Annotated in this window: 19 protein-coding genes and 1 pseudogene; 15 read left to right on the top strand and 5 right to left on the bottom strand. The window is 64.8% G+C overall.

Annotated features, from left to right (window positions below; genetic code table 11):
• Positions 1-11: 11 nt before the first annotated feature.
• The 14 genes from hscA to QO207_RS13355 all read left to right on the top strand — a co-directional run bounded on the left by hscA (position 12) and on the right by QO207_RS13355 (position 13898).
• Positions 12-1871, top strand: a complete 1860-nt coding sequence (hscA, locus tag QO207_RS13420; protein WP_301532882.1) for a Fe-S protein assembly chaperone HscA — start codon at positions 12-14, stop codon at positions 1869-1871.
• A gap of 6 nt (positions 1872-1877) precedes the next feature.
• On the top strand, positions 1878-2216 hold the full coding sequence (gene fdx, locus QO207_RS13415; protein ID WP_253444818.1) for an ISC system 2Fe-2S type ferredoxin: 339 nt from the start codon (positions 1878-1880) through the stop codon (positions 2214-2216).
• Positions 2217-2230: 14 nt separating this feature from the next.
• The gene (iscX, locus tag QO207_RS13410) at positions 2231-2431 is read left to right on the top strand and encodes a Fe-S cluster assembly protein IscX (RefSeq protein WP_296283592.1); all 201 of its coding nucleotides are present in this window, start codon (positions 2231-2233) and stop codon (positions 2429-2431) included.
• Between the two features lie 249 nt (positions 2432-2680).
• Positions 2681-3112 carry a nucleoside-diphosphate kinase gene (ndk, locus tag QO207_RS13405; RefSeq protein ID WP_024762960.1) on the top strand — a complete coding sequence of 144 codons (432 nt, stop codon included), beginning with the start codon at positions 2681-2683 and terminating at the stop codon, positions 3110-3112.
• 27 nt (positions 3113-3139) lie between these two features.
• Positions 3140-4288, top strand: coding sequence for a 23S rRNA (adenine(2503)-C(2))-methyltransferase RlmN (gene rlmN, locus QO207_RS13400; RefSeq protein ID WP_301532881.1), 1149 nt, complete (start codon positions 3140-3142; stop codon positions 4286-4288).
• Positions 4289-4304: 16 nt separating this feature from the next.
• A complete protein-coding gene (pilW, locus tag QO207_RS13395) occupies positions 4305-5063 on the top strand; it encodes a type IV pilus biogenesis/stability protein PilW (RefSeq protein WP_301532880.1) in 759 nt (252 codons plus the stop codon).
• Complete coding sequence (locus QO207_RS13390) at positions 5060-6082, top strand: RodZ family helix-turn-helix domain-containing protein (protein WP_301532879.1); 1023 nt, start codon at positions 5060-5062, stop codon at positions 6080-6082. Before pilW ends, QO207_RS13390 begins: the two co-directional genes overlap by 4 nt.
• 1 nt (position 6083) lies before the next feature.
• Entirely contained in the window at positions 6084-7196 is a 1113-nt protein-coding gene (ispG, locus tag QO207_RS13385) for a flavodoxin-dependent (E)-4-hydroxy-3-methylbut-2-enyl-diphosphate synthase (protein ID WP_301532878.1), read from the top strand.
• Between the two features lie 18 nt (positions 7197-7214).
• Positions 7215-8504, top strand: a complete 1290-nt coding sequence (gene hisS / locus QO207_RS13380) for a histidine--tRNA ligase (RefSeq protein ID WP_301532877.1) — start codon at positions 7215-7217, stop codon at positions 8502-8504.
• Between the two features lie 23 nt (positions 8505-8527).
• Positions 8528-9172: a tetratricopeptide repeat protein gene (locus tag QO207_RS13375; RefSeq protein WP_301532876.1), complete on the top strand. Its 645-nt coding sequence runs from the start codon at positions 8528-8530 to the stop codon at positions 9170-9172.
• Position 9173: 1 nt separating this feature from the next.
• Entirely contained in the window at positions 9174-10316 is a 1143-nt protein-coding gene (bamB, locus tag QO207_RS13370; protein WP_301532875.1) for an outer membrane protein assembly factor BamB, read from the top strand.
• Positions 10317-10399: 83 nt separating this feature from the next.
• Entirely contained in the window at positions 10400-11887 is a 1488-nt protein-coding gene (gene der, locus QO207_RS13365) for a ribosome biogenesis GTPase Der (protein WP_045210518.1), read from the top strand.
• 80 nt (positions 11888-11967) lie between these two features.
• A complete protein-coding gene (locus QO207_RS13360) occupies positions 11968-13116 on the top strand; it encodes a pyridoxal phosphate-dependent aminotransferase (RefSeq protein WP_301532874.1) in 1149 nt (382 codons plus the stop codon).
• Entirely contained in the window at positions 13104-13898 is a 795-nt protein-coding gene (locus QO207_RS13355; RefSeq protein WP_301532873.1) for an amidohydrolase, read from the top strand. Before QO207_RS13360 ends, QO207_RS13355 begins: the two co-directional genes overlap by 13 nt.
• Before the next feature lie 5 nt (positions 13899-13903).
• Here QO207_RS13355 and QO207_RS13350 read toward each other — a convergent pair whose 3' ends face one another.
• Positions 13904-14869 (bottom strand): sulfotransferase, encoded by a 966-nt coding sequence (locus tag QO207_RS13350; protein ID WP_301532872.1) that lies wholly within the window; start codon positions 14867-14869, stop codon positions 13904-13906.
• A 181-nt stretch (positions 14870-15050) separates the two neighbouring features.
• Positions 15051-16004 carry an aldo/keto reductase gene (locus QO207_RS13345; RefSeq protein ID WP_301532871.1) on the bottom strand — a complete coding sequence of 318 codons (954 nt, stop codon included), beginning with the start codon at positions 16002-16004 and terminating at the stop codon, positions 15051-15053.
• A 166-nt stretch (positions 16005-16170) separates the two neighbouring features.
• Here QO207_RS13345 and QO207_RS13340 point away from each other — a divergent pair, with 166 nt between their 5' ends.
• On the top strand, positions 16171-16503 hold the full coding sequence (locus tag QO207_RS13340; protein ID WP_301532870.1) for a DUF5629 family protein: 333 nt from the start codon (positions 16171-16173) through the stop codon (positions 16501-16503).
• 48 nt (positions 16504-16551) lie between these two features.
• Here QO207_RS13340 and QO207_RS13335 read toward each other — a convergent pair whose 3' ends face one another.
• The 3 genes and pseudogenes from QO207_RS13335 to QO207_RS13325 all read right to left on the bottom strand — a co-directional run.
• Positions 16552-17790 (bottom strand): OprD family porin, encoded by a 1239-nt coding sequence (locus QO207_RS13335; RefSeq protein ID WP_301532869.1) that lies wholly within the window; start codon positions 17788-17790, stop codon positions 16552-16554.
• Positions 17791-17869: 79 nt separating this feature from the next.
• Positions 17870-19243, bottom strand: coding sequence for an MFS transporter (locus QO207_RS13330; RefSeq protein WP_301532868.1), 1374 nt, complete (start codon positions 19241-19243; stop codon positions 17870-17872).
• 272 nt (positions 19244-19515) lie between these two features.
• Positions 19516-19801: pseudogene (locus QO207_RS13325) on the bottom strand (hypothetical protein); the annotation flags it as partial.

Below are 19801 nucleotides of genomic sequence, written 5' to 3'. Positions count from 1 at the left end.
TTAGAAACCGCATGGCCCTACTGCAGATCGCCGAGCCCGGACAGACTCCCCAGCCACACCAGCGTCGCCTGGCCGTGGGGATCGACCTGGGCACCACGAATTCCCTGGTCGCTGCCGTGCGCAGCGGCGTCGCAGCACCCTTGCGGGATGAGCGCGGCGAAGTGATCCTGCCCTCGGCGGTGCGTTACCTCGCCGACCGCATCGAGGTAGGCGAGAGCGTTCGCGCCACCGCCGCGCAGGACCCGCTGAACTCCATCATCTCGGTCAAACGCTTCATGGGCCGTGGCCTGGAAGACGTGAAGCAACTGGGCGGCCAACTGCCGTACCGCTTCACCCAGGGCGAATCGCACATGCCCTTCATCGAGACTGTCCAGGGCGCCAAGAGCCCGGTGGAAGTCTCGGCAGAAATCCTCCGTGTCCTGCGCCAGCGCGCCGAATCCACCCTGGGTGGCGAGCTGGTGGGCGCGGTGATCACCGTTCCCGCCTATTTCGACGACGCCCAGCGCCAGGCCACCAAGGACGCTGCGCGTCTGGCCGGCCTGCATGTGCTGCGTCTGCTCAACGAGCCGACCGCCGCTGCCGTGGCCTACGGCCTGGACAAGGACGCCGAAGGCCTGGTCGCCATCTACGACCTGGGCGGCGGTACCTTCGATATTTCCATCCTGCGCCTGACTCGTGGCGTCTTCGAAGTTCTGGCCACCGGTGGCGATACCGCCCTGGGTGGTGACGATTTCGACCATGCCATCGCTGGCTGGATCATCGAGCAGGCCGGTATCTCGGCCGACCTCGACCCGGGTGCCCAGCGCCGCCTGCTGCAGACTGCCTGCGCGGCCAAGGAAGCCCTGACCGACAGCGCCAGCGCTGCCGTTGCCTACGACAGCTGGGCCGGCGAGCTGACCCGCGCGCAGCTGGAGGCCCTGATCGATCCGCTGATCCAGCGCAGCCTCAAGTCCTGCCGCCGCGCAGTGCGTGATTCCGGCGTCGAGCTGGAAGAGGTCAGTGCCGTGGTCATGGTTGGCGGTTCCACCCGCGTGCCGCGCGTGCGCGAGCTGGTGGGCGGCCTTTTCGGTCGCGAGCCGCTGACCGATATCGACCCGGATCAGGTAGTTGCCATCGGCGCTGCCATTCAAGCCGATGCCCTGGCCGGCAACCAGCGCGGTGAAGAGCTGCTGCTGCTGGACGTGATTCCCCTGTCGCTCGGCCTGGAAACCATGGGCGGGCTGATGGAGAAGGTGATTCCGCGCAACACCACCATTCCGGTGGCTCGCGCCCAGGAGTTCACCACCTACAAGGATGGCCAGACGGCCATGATGATTCACGTGCTGCAAGGCGAGCGTGAGCTGGTCAAGGACTGCCGGTCCCTGGCGCGCTTCGAGCTGCGCGGCATTCCGCCGATGGTGGCGGGCGCGGCGAAGATCCGCGTCAGCTTCCAGGTCGATGCCGACGGCCTGCTGGGCGTTTCCGCCCGCGAGCTGTCCTCGGGTGTCGAGGCGAGCATCCAGGTCAAGCCGTCCTACGGCCTGACCGATGGCGAAATCGCCCGCATGCTGCAGGATTCCTTCCAGTACGCCGGTGATGACATGGCCGCCCGTACCCTGCGCGAGCAGCAGGTCGAGGCCCAGCGTCTGCTGGAGGCCGTGCAGTCCGCGCTGGACGCCGACGGTGAGCGCCTGCTCGACGAAGACGAGCGCCTGGTTATCGATGCCGGCATGGACTCGCTGCGCGAGCTGGCCACCGGCAGCGATGCCACTGCCATCGAACTACAGATCAAGCGTCTGTCCCAGCTGACCGACGCCTTTGCCGCGCGCCGTATGGACGCCACCGTCAAAGCCGCACTGGCCGGTCGCCGGCTCAACGAAATCGAGGAATAAGCGAAGATGCCGCAGATTGTCTTTCTGCCCCACGCCGAACACTGCCCCGAAGGCGCGGTGATCGAAGCCCAGCCGGGCGAAACCATCATGAAGGCGGCGCTGCGCAACGGCATCGAGATCGAACATGCCTGCGAGATGTCCTGCGCCTGCACCACCTGCCACGTGGTGGTGCGCGAAGGCTTCAACTCCATGGAGGCCTCCGACGAGCTGGAAGACGACATGCTGGACAAGGCCTGGGGCCTGGAGCCGGATTCGCGCCTGTCCTGCCAGGCCGTGGTCGGTGACACCGATCTGGTGGTGGAAATCCCGAAATACACCATCAACCAGGTGTCCGAAGGTCACTGAAGCGGAGCGCTCGCATGAGTCTGAAATGGGTTGATGTGCTCGAAATCGCCATCCAGCTGACCGAAACCAAGCCGGACGTCGATCCGCGCTACGTGAATTTCGTCGATCTGCACCGCTGGGTGCTGGCATTGCCGGAGTTCAGCGACGATCCTTCCCGTGGTGGGGAAAAGGTCCTGGAGGCCATTCAGGCCGCCTGGATCGAAGAAGCCGACTGAGGGCGCGGCTCGCTAGAGCCGCGTACCCATTTGTCATGAACCCGCGTATAATTCGCGGGTTTTATCTTTAGGTGAGCTGTCGAAAATTTCCCCAGGGGAATTTTCCAGCCGTCGGCCCTGTCGCAGTCGGGCCGGTTTCGCGGCTTTCGTCCACCGTGGCGCAGCGCGGCAAACCCTAGAATCGCAGGAGCTCCTGGCCACGCCAGGGGCTTCTTGGCATTACCAACCTTGCTTTTCGGAGTTATTTCCATGGCCCTGCAACGTACCTTCTCCATCATCAAGCCCGACGCCGTTTCCAAGAACGTCATCGGCGAAATCCTGACCCGCTTCGAAAAAGCCGGCCTGCGCGTTGTCGCTTCGAAGATGGTTCAGCTGTCCGAGCGCGAAGCTGGCGGTTTCTACGCCGAGCACAAAGAGCGTCCCTTCTTCAAGGACCTGGTTTCCTTCATGACCTCCGGCCCGGTCGTTGTTCAGGTTCTGGAAGGCGAAGACGCCATCCTGCGCAACCGTGAACTGATGGGCGCCACCGATCCGAAGAAAGCCGACGCTGGCACCATCCGCGCCGACTTCGCCGTTTCCATCGACGAGAACGCCGTACACGGTTCCGACTCGGAAGCTTCGGCTGCCCGCGAAATCGCTTACTTCTTCTCCAGCACCGAGGTGTGCGAGCGCATTCGCTGATCCAGGCGAATGAGCGAGGGTGAATCCATGACTGATACCGCTGTAAAGGCCAACCTGCTGGGCATGACCAAGCCCCAGCTCGAGGAATTCTTCGAGTCCATCGGTGAAAAGCGCTTCCGCGCCGGCCAGGTGATGCAATGGATTCACCACTTTGGTGCCCTTGAATTCGGCGCCATGACGAACGTCGGCAAGGCCTTACGCGAAAAGCTCGAGGCCGTTGCCGAAATTCGTCCCCCGGAGATCGTCAGCCAGGACATCTCGGCTGACGGTACCCGCAAGTGGGTGGTGCGCGTGGCCTCGGGCAGTTGCGTCGAGACCGTGTACATCCCGCAGGGCGGCCGCGGCACCCTGTGCGTGTCGTCCCAGGCCGGTTGCGCGCTGGACTGCAGCTTCTGCTCCACCGGCAAGCAAGGCTTCAACAGCGACCTGACCTCCGCCGAGATCATCGGCCAGGTGTGGATCGCCAACCAGTCGTTCGGGACTATCCCGGGCAAGATCGACCGTGCCATCACCAACGTGGTGATGATGGGCATGGGCGAGCCGCTGCTGAACTTCGACAACGTCGTGAGCGCCATGAGCATCATGATGGAAGACCTCGGCTACGGTATTTCCAAGCGCAAGGTGACCCTGTCCACCTCCGGCGTGGTGCCGATGATCGACAAGCTCGCCGAGGTCACCGACGTGTCCCTGGCCCTGTCGCTGCACGCACCCAACGACGAACTGCGCAACAAGCTGGTACCGATCAACAAGAAGTACCCGCTCGAGATGCTGCTCGATTCCTGCTATCGCTACATCACGCGCCTGGGGAAGGAACGCGTGCTGACGATCGAGTACACCCTGCTGGCCGGCATCAACGACCAGCCCGAGCATGCTGAGCAACTGATCGCACTGCTCAAGGATTTCCCTTGCAAGATCAACCTGATTCCGTTTAATCCGTTCCCGCACTCCGGCTACGAGCGGCCGAGCAACAATGCCATCCGCCGTTTCCAGGACATGCTGCACAAGAGCGGCTTCAACGTGACCGTTCGTACCACCCGTGGCGACGATATCGACGCCGCCTGTGGTCAGCTGGTCGGCCAGGTGATGGACCGCACCCGCCGCAGCGAACGCTATATTGCCGTACGTCAGTTGGCCGCCGATGCCGATCAGGCCGCGCCCACTGGCAATCGAAACTGAACTAGGGAGGATTCCGATGACCCTGCGCGCCGCGCTGTTCGTACTGTTGGCAACCGTGCTGACGGGTTGCGTGACGACTGGTAAACAGGATCCCCTGAAGACCGACAAGGGCCGGAACGAGGCGCGTGACGCCTACATCCAGCTCGGCATCGGTTACCTGCAGATGGGCAACACCGAGCAGGCCAAGGTGCCGCTGCGCCAGGCGCTCGAACTGGATTCCTCCAGCGCCGACGCCCACGCCGCCCTGGCCGTGGTCTACCAGACCGAGATGGAGCCCAAGCTCGCCGAGAGCGAGTACCGCAAGGCGCTGTCCGCCCGTTCCGGCGATGCGCGCATCCTGAACAACTATGCCAGCTTCCTGTTCGAGCAGAAGCGCTATCAGGAAGCCTACGACACTTACATGAAGGCCACTGAAGACGGCCTTTACTCCGAGCGCTCGCGCATCTTCGAGAACCTCGGTCTGGTGAGCATGAAGCTCAACAATCGTGCCCAGGCCAAGGAATTCTTCGAGAAGGCCGTGCGTCTGAATCGCAATGCCCCGGTCGCGCTGATCGAGCTGGCTGACCTGAACTACCAGGATCGCGAATACGTACCGTCGCGCACCTTCTACGAGGAATACCTCAAGCAGGGCCCGCAGACCGCGCGCAGCCTGCTGCTGGGGATTCGACTGGCGAAGATCTTCGAAGACCGGGATACCGCAGCGAGCTTCGGCCTGCAGCTGAAGCGCCTGTATCCCGCTTCTCCCGAATACCAGGCATACCAGGCGGAAAAATGATGAATACGTCGCAGCCCGAGATCATCGGCACGACCCGCGCCAACCCTGGCGAAACGCTGCGCCAGGCGCGCGAGAACAAGGGCTGGAGCACCACGCAGGTCGCCGGCCAGCTGAACCTGACCGAGAACGCCCTGCGTTCGCTGGAGCAGGGTTCCTTCGAGCAGTTGCCGGGGCACACCTTCGCCCGCGGCTATATCCGCGCCTACGCCAAGCTGCTGGGCATGGACCAGGCCCAGATGGTCACCGCCTTCGACCAGTACACCGGCACCGACGCCAGTGGCAGCAATGTCCAGGCACTCGGCCGCGTGGTCGAGCCGGTACGCCTGTCGCGCAACTTGCTGCGCCTGTTCAGCCTGGTCCTGCTGGCCGTGCTGATGGGCTTTGGCTACTTCTGGTGGCAGGAGCGCGCTTCGCGCCCGGCCGAGACMGGCAGCCTGAACATGGAGCACGTCGAGGTCGAGAGCGCCGACGGCACCACCGAGATCCACACCCTCGACGAGCCGGAAGACCAGGCTGTCGCCGAGGACCAGGCCAACACCCYGGCCGTACCGTCCGAGCCGGTCGGTGATAACGCCGCTACCGAGGCGCCGGCCGAGGGTACTCCGCCTGCCGCCAGCAACCCGGCTGCGCCTGCTGTTCCGGGTGCTCCTGTCGTGGCCGAAACCGCTCCGACCCAGGCCCCTGCTGGCCAGCAACCGGCTGTGCAGCCGTCCGTGGCGCCTGCCGCTCCGGCAGCCCCGGTCGAGGCTCCGGCCGCTCCAGTGGTCGCTTCCGCCGGACAGGGCGTGGTCAAGGTTCAATTCGTCGCCGATTGCTGGACCCAGGTGACCGATGCCGATGGCAAGGTCGTGCTGGAGGGTCTCAAGCGCAAGGGTGATTCGCTGGAAGTCGCGGCCAAGGCGCCGGTCCAGCTGCGCCTGGGCTTCGCCCAGGGCGCCCAGGTCAGCTACAACGGCCAGCCCGTCGAAGTCACGCCGGCGCGCGGTGGTACCGCACGCCTGAAGTTGGGTGGACAGTAAGATGCATTGCGAGTCTCCGATCAAACGTCGCCTGTCCCGCAAGATCTGGGTCGGTAACGTGCCGGTGGGTGGGGATGCCCCCATCGCCGTGCAGAGCATGACCAACACCGATACCCTCGACGTGGCCGCCACCGTCGCGCAGATCCGTCGCCTGGAAGACGCCGGCGCCGACATCGTGCGCGTCTCCGTGCCGGACATGGACGCCGCCGAAGCCTTCGGCAAGATCAAGCAGCAGGTGAAAGTCCCGCTGGTGGCCGATATCCACTTCGACTACAAGATCGCCCTGCGCGTCGCCGAACTGGGCGTCGATTGCCTGCGTATCAACCCCGGCAACATCGGTCGCGAAGACCGCGTGAAGGCCGTGGTGGACGCCGCCCGCGAGCGCAATATCCCGATCCGCATCGGCGTCAACGCCGGCTCGCTGGAGAAGGACCTGCAGAAGAAGTACGGCGAGCCGACCCCCGAGGCCCTGCTGGAGTCGGCCATGCGCCACGTCGATCACCTCGACCGCCTGGACTTCCAGAACTTCAAGGTCAGTGTGAAGGCCTCCGACGTGTTCATGGCGGTGGCCGCCTACCGCCTGCTGGCCAAGCAGATCGAACAGCCTCTTCACCTGGGCATCACCGAAGCCGGAGGCCTGCGTTCGGGCACCGTGAAGTCGGCCGTGGGCTTAGGGATGCTGCTCGCCGAAGGCATCGGCGACACCATCCGCATCTCGCTGGCCGCCGACCCGGTGGAAGAGATCAAGGTCGGCTTCGACATCCTCAAGTCGCTGCGCCTGCGCTCCCGTGGCATCAACTTCATCGCCTGCCCGAGCTGCTCGCGGCAGAACTTCGATGTGGTGAAGACCATGAACGAGCTGGAAGGCCGCCTCGAAGACCTGCTGGTACCGCTGGACGTCGCCGTGATCGGCTGCGTGGTCAACGGTCCGGGCGAAGCCAAGGAGGCGCACATCGGCCTCACCGGCGGCTCCCCGAGCAACCTGATCTACATCGACGGCAAGCCGGCGCAGAAACTGCAGAACGATAACCTGGTGGATGAGCTGGAACGGCTGATCCGCGAAAAAGCGGCCGAGAAGGCCGAAGCCGACGCCGCATTGATCGTGCGCGGCTGACCGCAACAAGGATCCTAAGTGAGCAAGTCCCTGCAAGCCATCCGTGGCATGAACGACATCCTGCCGGACCAGACCCCGGCCTGGCGCTATCTGGAACGCACCTTCGCCGGCCTGCTGGACGGTTATGGCTACAGCGAGATCCGCCTGCCGATCCTCGAGTTCACCGAACTCTTCGCCCGTGGTATCGGCGAAGGCACCGACGTGGTCGACAAGGAGATGTACACCTTCCTCGACCGCAACGGCGAATCCCTGACCATGCGTCCGGAAGGCACCGCAGGTTGCGTGCGCGCCGTGCTGGAGCACGGTCTTTCCGGTGGCGGCCAGGTGCAGAAACTCTGGTACACCGGCCCGATGTTCCGCTACGAGAAGCCGCAGAAGGGCCGCTACCGCCAGTTCCACCAGATTGGCGTGGAAGTCTTCAACCTGCCCGGCCCGGACATCGACGCCGAGTTGATCATCCTCACCTGGCGCCTGTGGCAGAAGCTCGGCATGGCCGACGCCGTGACCCTGCAGCTGAACACCCTGGGCTCCAGCGAAGCGCGTGCGCGCTACCGTGACGACCTGGTGGCCTACCTGCAGGAGCGCTTCGACCAGCTGGACGAAGACAGCCAGCGCCGCATGACCACCAACCCGTTGCGCATCCTCGACAGCAAGGTAGAGGCTACCCAGGCCCTGCTGGTCGGCGCGCCGAGCCTGCACGACTACCTGGACGAAGAGTCGCTCGCCCACTTCGAGGGCCTGAAGGCTCGTCTGGATGCTGTCGGCCTGCGCTATGAGATCAACCAGAAGCTGGTGCGTGGCCTGGACTACTACTGCCGCACCGCTTTCGAATGGGTCACCGACAAGCTCGGCGCCCAGGGCACCGTCTGCGGCGGGGGCCGCTACGACGGCCTGGTCAGCCAGTTCGGCGGCAAGCCGACTCCGGGCGTGGGCTTCGCCATGGGCGTCGAACGCCTGGTGCTGCTGCTGGAAACCCTGGGTGTGGTGCCGGCCGAACTGAACCGCCCGGCCGACCTCTTCGTCTGTGCCTTCGGCGAGACCGCCGAGCTGGCCGCGCTGACCCTGGCCGAGCAGCTGCGCGAGGCCATTCCGGGCATTCGCCTGCTGGTCAACGCCGGCGCCGGCAGCTTCAAGAGTCAGTTCAAGAAGGCCGACAAGAGTGGCGCACAATTCGCCATGATTCTGGGTGACGACGAAGTGACCAACCGCGTGGTAGGTTTCAAACCCCTGCGTGGCGAGGGCGAACAACAGAATATCGCCTGGGATGCTCTGCCCGAGCACCTGGCTGCCTGCCTCAAGCAGGCCTGAATCGAGCGGATAGGAGTATTGGGGTGAGTAACCGTACCGAAGAAGAACAGATCGCCGACATCAAGGACTGGTGGCAGCGTAACGGCATGCCCCTGCTGACCGGTGCCGCTCTGGCGCTGATCGTGGTGTTTGGCTGGCAGGCCTGGAAGAAGTACCAGAACAACCAGTCCCAGGGTGCTTCCATCATTTACCAGGCCCTGCTGGAAACCGCACTGAACCCGGCCGGCCAGCCGGATACCGCCAAGGTAGCCGAGCTCGCCGGCAAGCTGACCAGCGAATACGCCGGCACCCCGTACGCCCAGTACGGCCGCCTGTTCGTCGCCAAGGTCGCGGTGGACAGCGGCAAGCTGGACGACGCCGCTCTCGAACTCAAGGCCATCGTCGACAAGCCGGTGGACGCCACCCTCGGTGAGCTGGCTCGCCAGCGCCTCGCCCGTGTCCTGGCTGCCCAGGGCAAGGCCGAAGACGGTCTGAAGCTGCTCGACGGCAATGTCGACAAGGCCTATGTGGCCACTCGCGAAGAACTGCGCGGCGACCTGCTGGTGCAGCTCAAGCGTGCCGACGATGCCCGTACCGCCTACGAAAAAGCCAAGGCTGCACTGCCCGAAGACGCCGCTGTCGGCGCCCTGCAGATGAAGCTCGACGACCTGGCCAAGGGAGACGCCTGAGATGTTGCGTTGGAAACACGTTGCACTGCTGGCACTGACCCTGTTGGCTGTGGGTTGCAGCAGCAATAGCAAGAAAGAACTGCCGCCGGCTGAACTCACCGATTTCAAGGAAGAGGTTCGCCTGGAGAAGCAGTGGAGCCGTTCGGTCGGTGATGGCCAGGGCGACCTGTACAACCTGCTCGAGCCCGCCGTGGATGGCCAGACCATCTACGCCGCGTCCGCCGAAGGCCGCGTCATGGCCATCCAGCGCGAAAGCGGCGAAGTGCTGTGGAAGAAAGACCTCGACCTGCCGGTCTCCGGCGCCGTTGGCGTGGGTAACGGCATGGTCCTGCTGGGCACCCTGCGTGGCGACGTGATCGCCCTGGACTCCGGCACCGGCGAGCAGAAGTGGCGTTCCAAGGTCAGCAGCGAAGTCCTCGCCGCCCCGGCCACCAACGGTGACGTGGTGGTGGTGCAGACCCAGGACGACAAGCTGATCGGCTTCGACGCCTCCTCCGGCAACCAGCGCTGGATCTACGAAGGCACCGTACCGGTACTGACCCTGCGCGGTACCGGCGCTCCGCTGATCGCCGGCCGCCTGGCGCTGGCCGGTCTGGCCAGCGGCAAGGTCGTTGCCGTGGACGTCGAGCGTGGTCTGCCGGCCTGGGAAACCCGCGTCGCCATTCCGCAAGGCCGTTCCGAACTGGATCGCGTGGTCGACATCGACGGCGGCCTGCTGCTGATCGACAACGTTCTCTATGTGGCCAGCTATCAGGGCCGCGCTGCCGCGCTGGACGTGAGCAGCGGTCGCGTGCTGTGGCAGCGTGAAGCTTCCAGCTACGTCGGCGTCGCCGAAGGTACTGGCAGCGTGTTCATCAGCCAGGCCAGCGGTACCGTGGAAAGCCTCGATTCCCGTGGTTCGTCCTCGCTGTGGAGCAACGACGCCCTGGCCCGCCGCCAGCTGTCCGCCCCGGCCGTGCTGTCGAGCAACGTGGTCGTCGGTGACCTGGAAGGTTACGTGCACCTGCTCAGCCAGGTGGACGGTCGCTTCGTTGGCCGCGAGAAGGTCGATGGCGATGGTGTACGGGTTCGCCCGCTGGTAGTCGGCAACTGGATGTACGTGTTCGGCAACAGCGGCAAGCTGGTCGCCTACACGCTCCGCTAAGCTGAGTGTTACTGCCGGCCGCTGCCGTGAAAAACGGCAGCGGCCGTCGTGTTTTCTGAAAATCAAATTTCCTGGAGAGCCTCATGGTTCCCGTTATAGCCCTGGTGGGCCGCCCGAACGTCGGCAAGTCCACCCTGTTCAACCGCCTGACCCGCACCCGCGACGCCATCGTCGCCGAGTACGCCGGGCTGACCCGAGACCGCCAGTACGGCGAGGCCAAGTGGCAGGGCAAGAAATTCATCGTCATCGATACCGGTGGTATCTCCGGTGACGAGGAAGGCATCGATGCGAAGATGGCGGAGCAGTCCCTGCAGGCCATCGAAGAAGCCGATGCCGTACTGTTCATGGTCGACTCCCGCGCCGGCCTGACCGCCGCCGACGAGATGATCGGCGAGCACCTGCGCAAGAAGAACAAGCGCACCTACCTGGTGGCGAACAAGGTCGATACCGTCGACCCGGACATCGCTCGCGCCGAGTTCAGCCCGCTGGCCCTGGGCCACGCGATCCCGATCGCCGCCGCCCACGGCCGTGGCATCACCCAGATGCTCCAGGAAGCCCTGGGCGAGATGTTCGCCCCCGAGCCGGAAGCGCCCGAAGACAACGACCTGCCCAGCGAGCTGGAAGAGGTCGCTGAAGGCGAGGAGGCCAAGCGCATCCCCGGCCCGAGCGAGAAGGATGGCATCAAGATCGCCATCATCGGTCGCCCCAACGTCGGCAAGTCCACGCTGGTGAACCGCATGCTCGGTGAAGAGCGGGTGATCGTCTACGATCAGGCCGGCACCACCCGCGACAGCATCTACATTCCCTTCGAGCGCAACGAAGAGAAGTACACCCTGATCGATACCGCCGGCGTGCGTCGCCGCGGCAAGATCTTCGAGGCGGTGGAAAAGTTCTCCGTGGTGAAGACCCTGCAGGCGATCCAGGACGCCAACGTGGTCATCTTCGTCATGGACGCCCGCGAAGGCGTGGTCGAGCACGACCTCAACCTGCTCGGCTTCGTGCTGGAGACCGGCCGCGCGCTGGTCATCGCGCTGAACAAGTGGGACGGCATGGAATCGGCCGAGCGCGACTACGTGAAGACCGAGCTGGAACGCCGGCTAATGTTCGCCGACTTCGCCGACATCCACTTCATTTCCGCGCTGCACGGCACCGGCGTCGGCCACCTGTACAAGTCGGTGCAGGACTCCTTCCGTTCCGCCGTGACCCGCTGGCCCACCAGCAAGCTCACGCAGATTCTCGAAGACGCCATCCAGGTCCACCAGCCGCCGATGGTCAATGGCCGTCGCATCAAGCTGCGCTACGCGCACCTGGGCGGGGCCAACCCGCCGCTGATCGTGATCCACGGCAACCAGGTGGACGCGGTGCCCAAGGCTTACACGCGCTATCTGGAGAAGACCTTCCGCCGTGTGCTGAAGCTGGTCGGTACGCCGATCCGCATCGAGTACAAGGGCGGTGACAACCCGTTCGAGGGCAAGAAGACCCAGCTCACCGATCGCCAGGTCAACAAGAAGCGCCGCCTGATGTCGCACCACAAGAAGGCCGAGAAGAAGAAGAAGGACAAGCGTAAATAACGTCTGTCAGGCTTTAGACCGCAAGCCGCAGGCGATAGAGTAGGGACTCCCTCTCATCGCCTGCAGCCTGTAGTCACGCCATGCTTACCAGCAAACTGCCGAATGTCGGCACCACCATCTTCACCCGCATGTCCCAGCTCGCCGCGCAAAGCGGAGCGCTGAATCTCTCCCAGGGCTTCCCGGACTTCCCCGGCCCGGCCCCGTTGCTCGAAGCCGTCGGTCGCCACGTGATGGCCGGGCACAACCAGTATTGTCCGATGACCGGCCTGCCGGCGCTGCGTGAACAGGTCGCGCTCAAGGTGGCCAGCCTGTATGGCCGCAATGTCAGTGCTGACGCCGAAGTGACCATCGTTCCCGGCGCCACCGAGGGCATCTTCTGTGCGGTGCAGGCGCTGATCCGCGCCGGCGACGAAGCCATCGTCCTCGACCCCTGCTACGACAGCTACGAGCCCTCGGTGGAGCTGGCCGGCGGCCGCTGCGTGCATGTCGCGCTGAGCCAGCCGGACTTCCGCATCGACTGGCAGCGCCTGGCCGACGCCATCACCCCGCGCACGCGGCTGATCTTCCTCAACAGCCCGCACAACCCCAGTGGCGCACTGATCGACCGCGCCGATCTGGATCGCCTCGCCGAGCTGATCCGCGACCGCGAGATCTACGTGATCAGCGACGAGGTCTACGAGCACCTGATCTACGACGGCGTACAGCACGCCAGCGTGCTGGCCCATGACGAGCTGTACCCGCGCGCCTTCGTCATCAGCTCCTTCGGCAAGACCTACCACGTCACCGGCTGGAAGACCGGCTACGTGGTGGCGCCGCCTGAGCTGTCGGCGGAGATGCGCAAGATTCACCAGTACGTGAACTTCTGCGGTGTGACCCCGCTGCAGTATGCGCTGGCTGACTTCATGGCCGCGCATCCCGAACACCTGCGCGAGCTGCCGGCGTTCTACCAGGCCAAGCGCGACCTGTTCTGCGACCTGCTGGAGGGCTCGCGCTTCACCTTCCAGCGCGCCTCCGGCACCTACTTCCAGGTGGTCGACTACTCGGCGATCCGCCCGGACCTCGATGACGTCGCCATGTCCGAATGGCTGACCACCGAGCACGGTGTGGCCGCCATTCCGGTCTCGGTCTTCTACCAGCAGCCGCCAGCGGACATGCGCCTGGTGCGCTTCTGCTTCGCCAAGAAAGAGGAGACGCTGCGTCAGGCAGCGGAACGACTATGCGCGATCTGAGCAAACTGGCCGACCTCAAGCTGGCACTCGTGCAGACCACCCTGGTCTGGCACGACGCCAAGGCCAACCGTGAGCGCTTCGACGCGCTGCTGGAAAGCGCCCGTGGCGCGGACGTGGTGATCCTGCCGGAGATGTTCACCACCGGCTTCTCCATGGATTCCGAAGCGCTGGCCGAAGCGGAGGAGGGCGCGACCTACGCCTGGCTGCGCGAGCAGGCGGCGAAACTGGATGCGGTCATCTGCGGCAGCGTGATCATCCGCACCGCCGATGGCAGCCACCGCAACCGCCTGCTCTGGGCGCGCCCGGACGGCGAGATGCAGCACTACGACAAGCGCCACCTGTTCCGCATGGCCGGCGAGCACAAGCACTACACGCCGGGCGAGCAGCAGGTTCTGCTGGAGTGGAAGGGTTGGCGGATTCGCCCGCTGGTCTGCTACGACCTGCGCTTCCCGGTGTGGAGCCGCGATGCCCAGGACACCGACCTGCTGCTCTACACCGCCAACTGGCCGGCCGCGCGCCGCCAGCACTGGAACCGCCTGCTGCCGGCGCGTGCCATCGAAAACCTCTGCTATGTCGCGGCGGTCAACCGCGTGGGCGAAGACGGCAAGGGCCACGCCTATTCCGGCGACAGCCAGGTGCTGGACTTCCAGGGCGACAACCTGCTGGCCGCCGGCAGCGCCGACGGCGTGTTCCAGATCGCCCTGAGCGCTACGGAGCTGGCGGCTTACCGCGAGCGCTTCCCGGCGAATCTCGACGCGGACGAGTTCAGCATCCAGCCCTGATGCACTCAGGGCGTGCCGAGGATCTGCTCGATTCGCTTGTGCAGGGCGCCCAGCGGGGTGAAGTGCGTGGCCAGGATGTGGTTGGAATTCTGTTCGAGCTGTACTAGCCGAACCCCTTCCGCATTCTGCCCGCGCAGGTCCTGGTAGATTTCAATGACGCTGATGGCCAATTCGCGCGAGTGCTCGGGTACTTCTTCCAGGGTGTAGTGCCTGACACGGGTTTGATCGTAGTACTCCGACGCATTGTCCAGGTCTGCCCCCAGCCATTCTCCGGTGCGCTGGAAAACCTCTTGGCCGATGTCTTCATGGAAGACGGCGGCGACATTGGGCAGGTTGCGCAGGAAGCGGATGTACAGCGCAATGACGTGCAGGAAACTCTTGAGCACGACTTCGTAGCTTTCCGCCTTGCTGCCCAGGAGCTCTGCCAGCCCTCGGGTCGACATGAGCACATCGATGGGATTGCGGAAAGTGAAGACGTAGTGCGAGCGGTAGAAGTGTCGGCAGTGGAATTCGAACAGCTCCTGGCAGGTCTGCCTGGCGTGCTCGGGATTCACCACGATCTTGCTGCCGACATAGCGATAGAGGGTCGCCAGCTGCGTGAGGTAGTCCTGCCACGTGCCGTCAGCGGTGAGCAGAGGCGGGCAGAAGCTGCTCTTGTTCTCCTGGTTGCCCCAGGACCTGTGCATGGCGTTGTAGCGTGCGGCGAAGTCTGCAGTACCGGGGTCCTTCTGCAGGACGGGCTCGCCGAGCAGAAAGATCTCCGATGAACTGTTCAGCGCATTCTGGAAGACCGTCGTGCCGCTTCTGGCGGCGCCAATGACGAACAATCCCTGTTGATCCAGAGCCACCATCGAGAGTGGTTGTTCCGATGGCTTTACCTGGTCCTGTTCTTGTTCTGTCCCGAGATTCTGCGGTCGCGGTTTCAGTGCCTGCCAAATGCGGCGCGGAGCGGATACGCTGCTACGTTCCATCTTTCCCCCATCCAGTTGTCCGGTAGCCGAAGATTAGGGGGGATCACTTCACGGGAGCAAGCAGCGCCGGCACGCGCTGCCCTCAAACAGGTAGGCTCATTCGCAGGATGGATGCAGCTGGCGTTGTCCTCGAGCCTGTGCGCCGGAAAGTCCGGCTACACCCATCCTTCAGGCGGTGTTCTCAGTAAGCGCTGGCTGTATTCAACCGCTGTATCGCCTCGTCACCGAGCTTCAACTCCACGGCCGCGATCAGGTCCGGCAACTGCTCCAGCTTCGACGCACTGGCAATCGGCGCGGTGATGCTCGGGCGGGCCATCAGCCAGGCCAGGGCGACCTGGGTCGGCGTGGCGCGCAGTTCGCCGGCCACTTCCTCCAGCGCGTCGAGGATGGCGAAGCCGCGCTCGTTCATGAAGTTCTTCACCTTGTAGCCGCGCACGCTGCTCTTGCCCAGGTCGTCCTCGCGGCGGTACTTGCCGGTGAGGAAGCCGGCGGCCAGGGAGTAGAAGTTGATCACCCCCAGGCCCAGTTGCTGCACCGTCGGTTCCAGCTGGGTCTCGTAGTTGGCGCGGTCATACAGGTTGTAGTTGGGCTGCAGGCTCTGGTACTGCGGCAGCTTCAGCCGGGTGCAGAGTTCATGGGCTTCGCGCAGGCGCTTGGCGTCGAAGTTGGAGGCGCCGATCACCCGTACCTTGCCGCGCTCCACGGCTTCGGCGAAGGCACCCATGGTTTCCTCCAGCGAGGTATGCGGGTCGTCGCAGTGGGACTGGTAGAGGTCGATGTAGTCGGTCTGCAGGCGCTTGAGCGAGCGCTCCAGGGCCTGTTCGATGTACACCGCCGACAGCCCCTTGTGGCCGTTGCCCATGTCCATGCCGACCTTGGTGGCGATGACCACCTGGTTGCGCTTGCCGCTCTTCTTCAGCCATTTGCCGATCAGGGTTTCCGACTCGCCGCCCTCGTGCCCCGGCGCCCAGCGCGAGTAGACGTCGGCGGTGTCGATGCAGTTGAGCCCGGCGTCCAGCAGCGCGTCCAGCAAGCGAAAGGAAGTGGCCTCGTCGGCAGACCAGCCGAACACATTGCCGCCGAACACCAGCGCGGGAATCTTCAGGCCTGAATGTCCGAGTTCGCGTGTACGCATCTGCTTTGACTCCTCAAGGGATGTACGGGTCAGGGAATGTACGGCTCAGGGGATGTGCGGGAACCCTCAGTGTAGACGGGCTGCCGCTTGCCGCGGGGCGGATTGGCCGGCAACCGCACGCCAGCTGGTCTATCATGGCGGCCTGCCCTATTGCCGAGTGCCCGTCATGACCACGACTCCCTACCTGCTGGACCAGCTGGAAACCGCCGACATGCTGTTGATCGACGGTCTGCACGCCTGGCAGTTCGAGCTCAACGAGGCACTGCTGGACCAGGCCGACGCCGCGGCCCACGCCGACCAGCCGTTCGCCAGCGAGGACGTGGTACTGCAGATCGAGTCCATCGACGGCCGCGATCGCCGGGAGTGGCGCTTCAGCTACAACCAGGTCATGGAGGCCAGCTACCAGGCCGACGACGAGACCTGGCTGCTCCAGGCCGGTGACCAGCAGCACCGGCTCTGCTGCCTTGGCGCAGTCGCCGCCAGCGGCGACGACGAGTAAGCGCCCCCTGACAACGAAGAAGGCCCCGCGAGGGGCCTTTTTCATTGCTCAGAACGCCAGCGGATAGCTGGTGATGAAACGCACCTCGTCGTAGTCGCTGGAGTAGCTGCTGCGGACCGTGGAGGTGCGCATCAGGAACGACAGTGTCTTCAGCGGCCCGCTCTGCACGGTGTAGCCGACATCGGTATCACGCTCGTATTCATGGCCGTCGCTCCGGCCTGGCCGCGAGATGTCGGTGCCCTTGGTGTAGCGCGTCATCAGGGTCAGGCCGGGCAGGCCGAGGCTGGCGAAGTCGTAGTCGTAGCGCAGCTGGTAGGAGCGCTCCTGCGCCCAGAAGAAGCCGCCATTGGTGACCCAGTTGACCAGGTACGGCTGCGGTGTGTTGCCCAGCAGCATGGGGAACATGTCCTCGCCGAGCATGCGCTGGTAGGTGGCCGATAGCGTGTGGCCGCCATGCTTGACGCCGAGCCGTGCGCCATAGGCGCGGTTGTCGATGCGCCCAGCCAGCGTCTGCCCGGATTCCTCGTTGTGGAAGTAGCTCAGGGTACCCAGCAGCGCGGTGTTCTCGCCCAGCGGCTGCTTGAAGTTGGCGCCGACGTAGTGCTGGTCGTAGATGTCTTCCAGCTGGGCGAAGTAGTAGCTGGTGGACAGGCCGGGCGTCCACTGCGCATCGACGCCGCCCAGGTTGAGCTTGTTGCTGTCCTGGCTGGCGGGACGGGTGGCCAGGTAGAACGACTCGCGGTCGCTGGAGGCGCGGGTACTGGTGTTCCACAGCTGCGCGGCGGTGAACTTGAAGCGCTCCGATTCCTTCGATTCCAGCATCACGCCCTGGAAGGTCTGCGGCAGCACGCGCACATCATCCTGGAATATCACCGGCAGGCGCGGTTCCAGCAGGCCGACCTTCAACGTCGTCTTCGAATAGCGCAGCTTGAGCGTGGCGCCGCCGCGGCTGAAGTCATCCATCGGCTCGCCGCTGCTGCGGTCATAGGGCAGGTTGCTGTCGTTGCTGGTGCCGGCGCCGCCGTCCAGCTTCAGGGCATAGAAGCCGGTGAAGTCCACGCCGACACCGATGGTGCCTTCGCTGAAGCCCGAACTGAACCTGGCCAGCACGGCCTGGGACCAGCTGCCGGCCTGGGATTGCGCGGCGTTGTCCTGGCGATAGTCGCGCAGCATGTAGAAGTTGCGCAGGGTGGTGTCCAGGCGGCTGTCGTCGATCAACTCGGCCTGGGCGCAGAGGGGCATCAGCGCGCCGCAGAGCAGCGCACCGGTGAAGCGAATACGGAACATCGTCATCTCCTGGCCAGCGTTCGCCGGGGCGCGGGGCGCCACGCCGGCGAACGGGCTTACGTCTTGTCGAGGCGGGCGGTCAGTTCGCGGTGGCGGTGTTGCTGCCAAGAGGCGCAGCGGCTTCGGGCGAGGCTTGCTGCTCCTCGCCCAGGCTGCGGCGGAAGTGCTTGCGCCCGTTGCCCAGCAGCCACAGGCAGAGCAGCCCGGCGAGGGTGACGATGATGCCGATGGACGAGCCGACGGCTTTCGGGTCCTTGAAGTACTGGTCGGTGAGCAGTGCCACCAGGGTGGTGCCGACGCCCAGGCCGATCAGGTTGGAGACCAGCAGGAACAGCGCCGAGACCTGCGCGCGCAGGCGGTTGGGCGTGAGCACCTGCATGGCGGCCGCCGAGGTGGAGATGCAGAACGCGCAGAAGAACATCGCCGGGCCCATCAGCAGCACCGACAGCTGCAGGCTGCCGGCCGTCACCGAGCCGATGACGAAGGGAATGGTGCAGGCCGCGCCGAGCATGCCGCTGATCATCGCGGCGTCGCTGCGCCCGCGCTTCTGCAGCACGTCCACCAGCCAGCCGGCGCAGAACACCCCGGCGGTATTGAGCACCAGCAGGATGCCACCGAGGATATAGCCGACCTCCAGCGGCGTCAGGCCGTACTGGCGGATGTACATGGCCGGCGCCCAGCCCATCAGCGCGTACTGGCACATGGCGAAGAAGGAGAAGCCCAGGTAGTGGCAGGTGAAGGTCGCGCGGTGGCGGCGCAGGAAGTGCAGGCCGTCGCCGATGGTTGCCTTGTGCTGCGGGTTCGCTTCCTTGCGCGCCGGGTCGCGGATGGTCAGCGCGATCAGCAGCGCCACCAGTACGCCGGGCAGGCCGACGATGAAGAAGGCGATCTGCCAGGAACGCACCTGGCCCAGCCAGCCCAGGTCGATGGCCGGCACGTCGCGCAGCGCCTCGATCACGTATCCGCCGACCAGGAAGGCCAGGCCACCGCCGAGGAAGGCGCCCATGGAGTACAGCCCGAGCGCGCGGCCGAGTTTCTCCCTGGGGAACAGGTCGGCGAGCATCGAGTAGGTCGCTGGCGTCAGCGCGGCCTCGCCGACGCCGACACTCATGCGCGCCAGGAACATCTGCAGGAAGTTCTTCGACAGCCCGCACGCGGCGGTGGCGATGCTCCAGAAGGCCACGCCGATGGCGATGATCTTCACCCGCGAGGAGCGGTCGGCGAGATAGGCGATGGGCAGGCCCATGAAGGCGTAGAACAGCGAGAAGGCCAGCCCGCTGAGCAGGCTGAACTGGGTATCGCTGATCTGCAGGTCGGCTTTGATCGGCTCGATCATCAGCGAGAGTATCTGCCGGTCAACGAAGGAGAAGATGTACGCCACCATGCACAGCACGACGACATACCAGGAATAACGCGAGGTCTGGACGGATTTCGGGTGGGATTGCGGGTTCACGGTTACTGGCTCCTGAAGCGGGTGACGGCAGATGGCCAAGCACGTCGAGCTCGTTGTTGTTGTAGGTAACCAGGCGCCTCTGTACGCAAGGCAGGGGCAGCCGAATGTGTCTGATTGCGTGACACGGTTTTTTGTTTGCCTGCCGCTTTCACGGCAGTGCACGCAAGACTAGGGAAGGGCAGAGGCAGGGGTAATCGGGGCGAGTACCAGCATTGCGGAGACTTCCCCCTAGCAACCTAGGGGGAATCTTTAGGCGGGAGGACGCAGCGGGATCAGGCGTGGCCGGTCAGGGCCAGCAGGAAGGCGACGGCGAAGACCAGGGCCATGATGACGATCAGGAACAGCAGGCTGACGCCGAAGGCGCGCCAGTTGGACAGGTAGCCGCCGCCGGCCGCGGCGTGGCGGTCGAGCGCGTCGCTGGTGTTCTGCTTGGCGTACTGGTGCATGGCGAAGACCGCGGCGATGTTGATCGGTGCGGCGGGGAAGTTGTCCGGCAGGAACCAGGCCAGGACGAAGATCAGCAGAGTGAGGCCGATGCCGACCATCCAGGCTTTCGGC

The organism is Pseudomonas sp. CAN1 (assembly GCF_030462585.1).
Taxonomy (GTDB): Bacteria; Pseudomonadota; Gammaproteobacteria; order Pseudomonadales; family Pseudomonadaceae; genus Pseudomonas.
The sequence above is the reverse complement of the archived record's forward strand: the minus strand, read 5'-3'. Positions and strand labels throughout refer to the sequence as shown.

Bases quoted from the DNA above. Each gene is read 5' to 3' on its own strand.
- hscA (WP_301532882.1), top strand. From the start codon at position 12: ATGGCCCTACTGCAGATCGCCGAGCCCGGACAGACTCCCCAGCCACAC.
- fdx (WP_253444818.1), top strand. From the start codon at position 1,878: ATGCCGCAGATTGTCTTTCTGCCCCACGCCGAACACTGCCCCGAAGGC.
- iscX (WP_296283592.1), top strand. From the start codon at position 2,231: ATGAGTCTGAAATGGGTTGATGTGCTCGAAATCGCCATCCAGCTGACC.
- ndk (WP_024762960.1), top strand. From the start codon at position 2,681: ATGGCCCTGCAACGTACCTTCTCCATCATCAAGCCCGACGCCGTTTCC.
- rlmN (WP_301532881.1), top strand. From the start codon at position 3,140: ATGACTGATACCGCTGTAAAGGCCAACCTGCTGGGCATGACCAAGCCC.
- pilW (WP_301532880.1), top strand. From the start codon at position 4,305: ATGACCCTGCGCGCCGCGCTGTTCGTACTGTTGGCAACCGTGCTGACG.
- ispG (WP_301532878.1), top strand. From the start codon at position 6,084: ATGCATTGCGAGTCTCCGATCAAACGTCGCCTGTCCCGCAAGATCTGG.
- bamB (WP_301532875.1), top strand. From the start codon at position 9,174: ATGTTGCGTTGGAAACACGTTGCACTGCTGGCACTGACCCTGTTGGCT.
- der (WP_045210518.1), top strand. From the start codon at position 10,400: ATGGTTCCCGTTATAGCCCTGGTGGGCCGCCCGAACGTCGGCAAGTCC.
- QO207_RS13360 (WP_301532874.1), top strand. From the start codon at position 11,968: ATGCTTACCAGCAAACTGCCGAATGTCGGCACCACCATCTTCACCCGC.
- QO207_RS13355 (WP_301532873.1), top strand. From the start codon at position 13,104: ATGCGCGATCTGAGCAAACTGGCCGACCTCAAGCTGGCACTCGTGCAG.
- QO207_RS13350 (WP_301532872.1), bottom strand. From the start codon at position 14,869: ATGGAACGTAGCAGCGTATCCGCTCCGCGCCGCATTTGGCAGGCACTG.
- QO207_RS13345 (WP_301532871.1), bottom strand. From the start codon at position 16,004: ATGCGTACACGCGAACTCGGACATTCAGGCCTGAAGATTCCCGCGCTG.
- QO207_RS13340 (WP_301532870.1), top strand. From the start codon at position 16,171: ATGACCACGACTCCCTACCTGCTGGACCAGCTGGAAACCGCCGACATG.
- QO207_RS13335 (WP_301532869.1), bottom strand. From the start codon at position 17,790: ATGTTCCGTATTCGCTTCACCGGTGCGCTGCTCTGCGGCGCGCTGATG.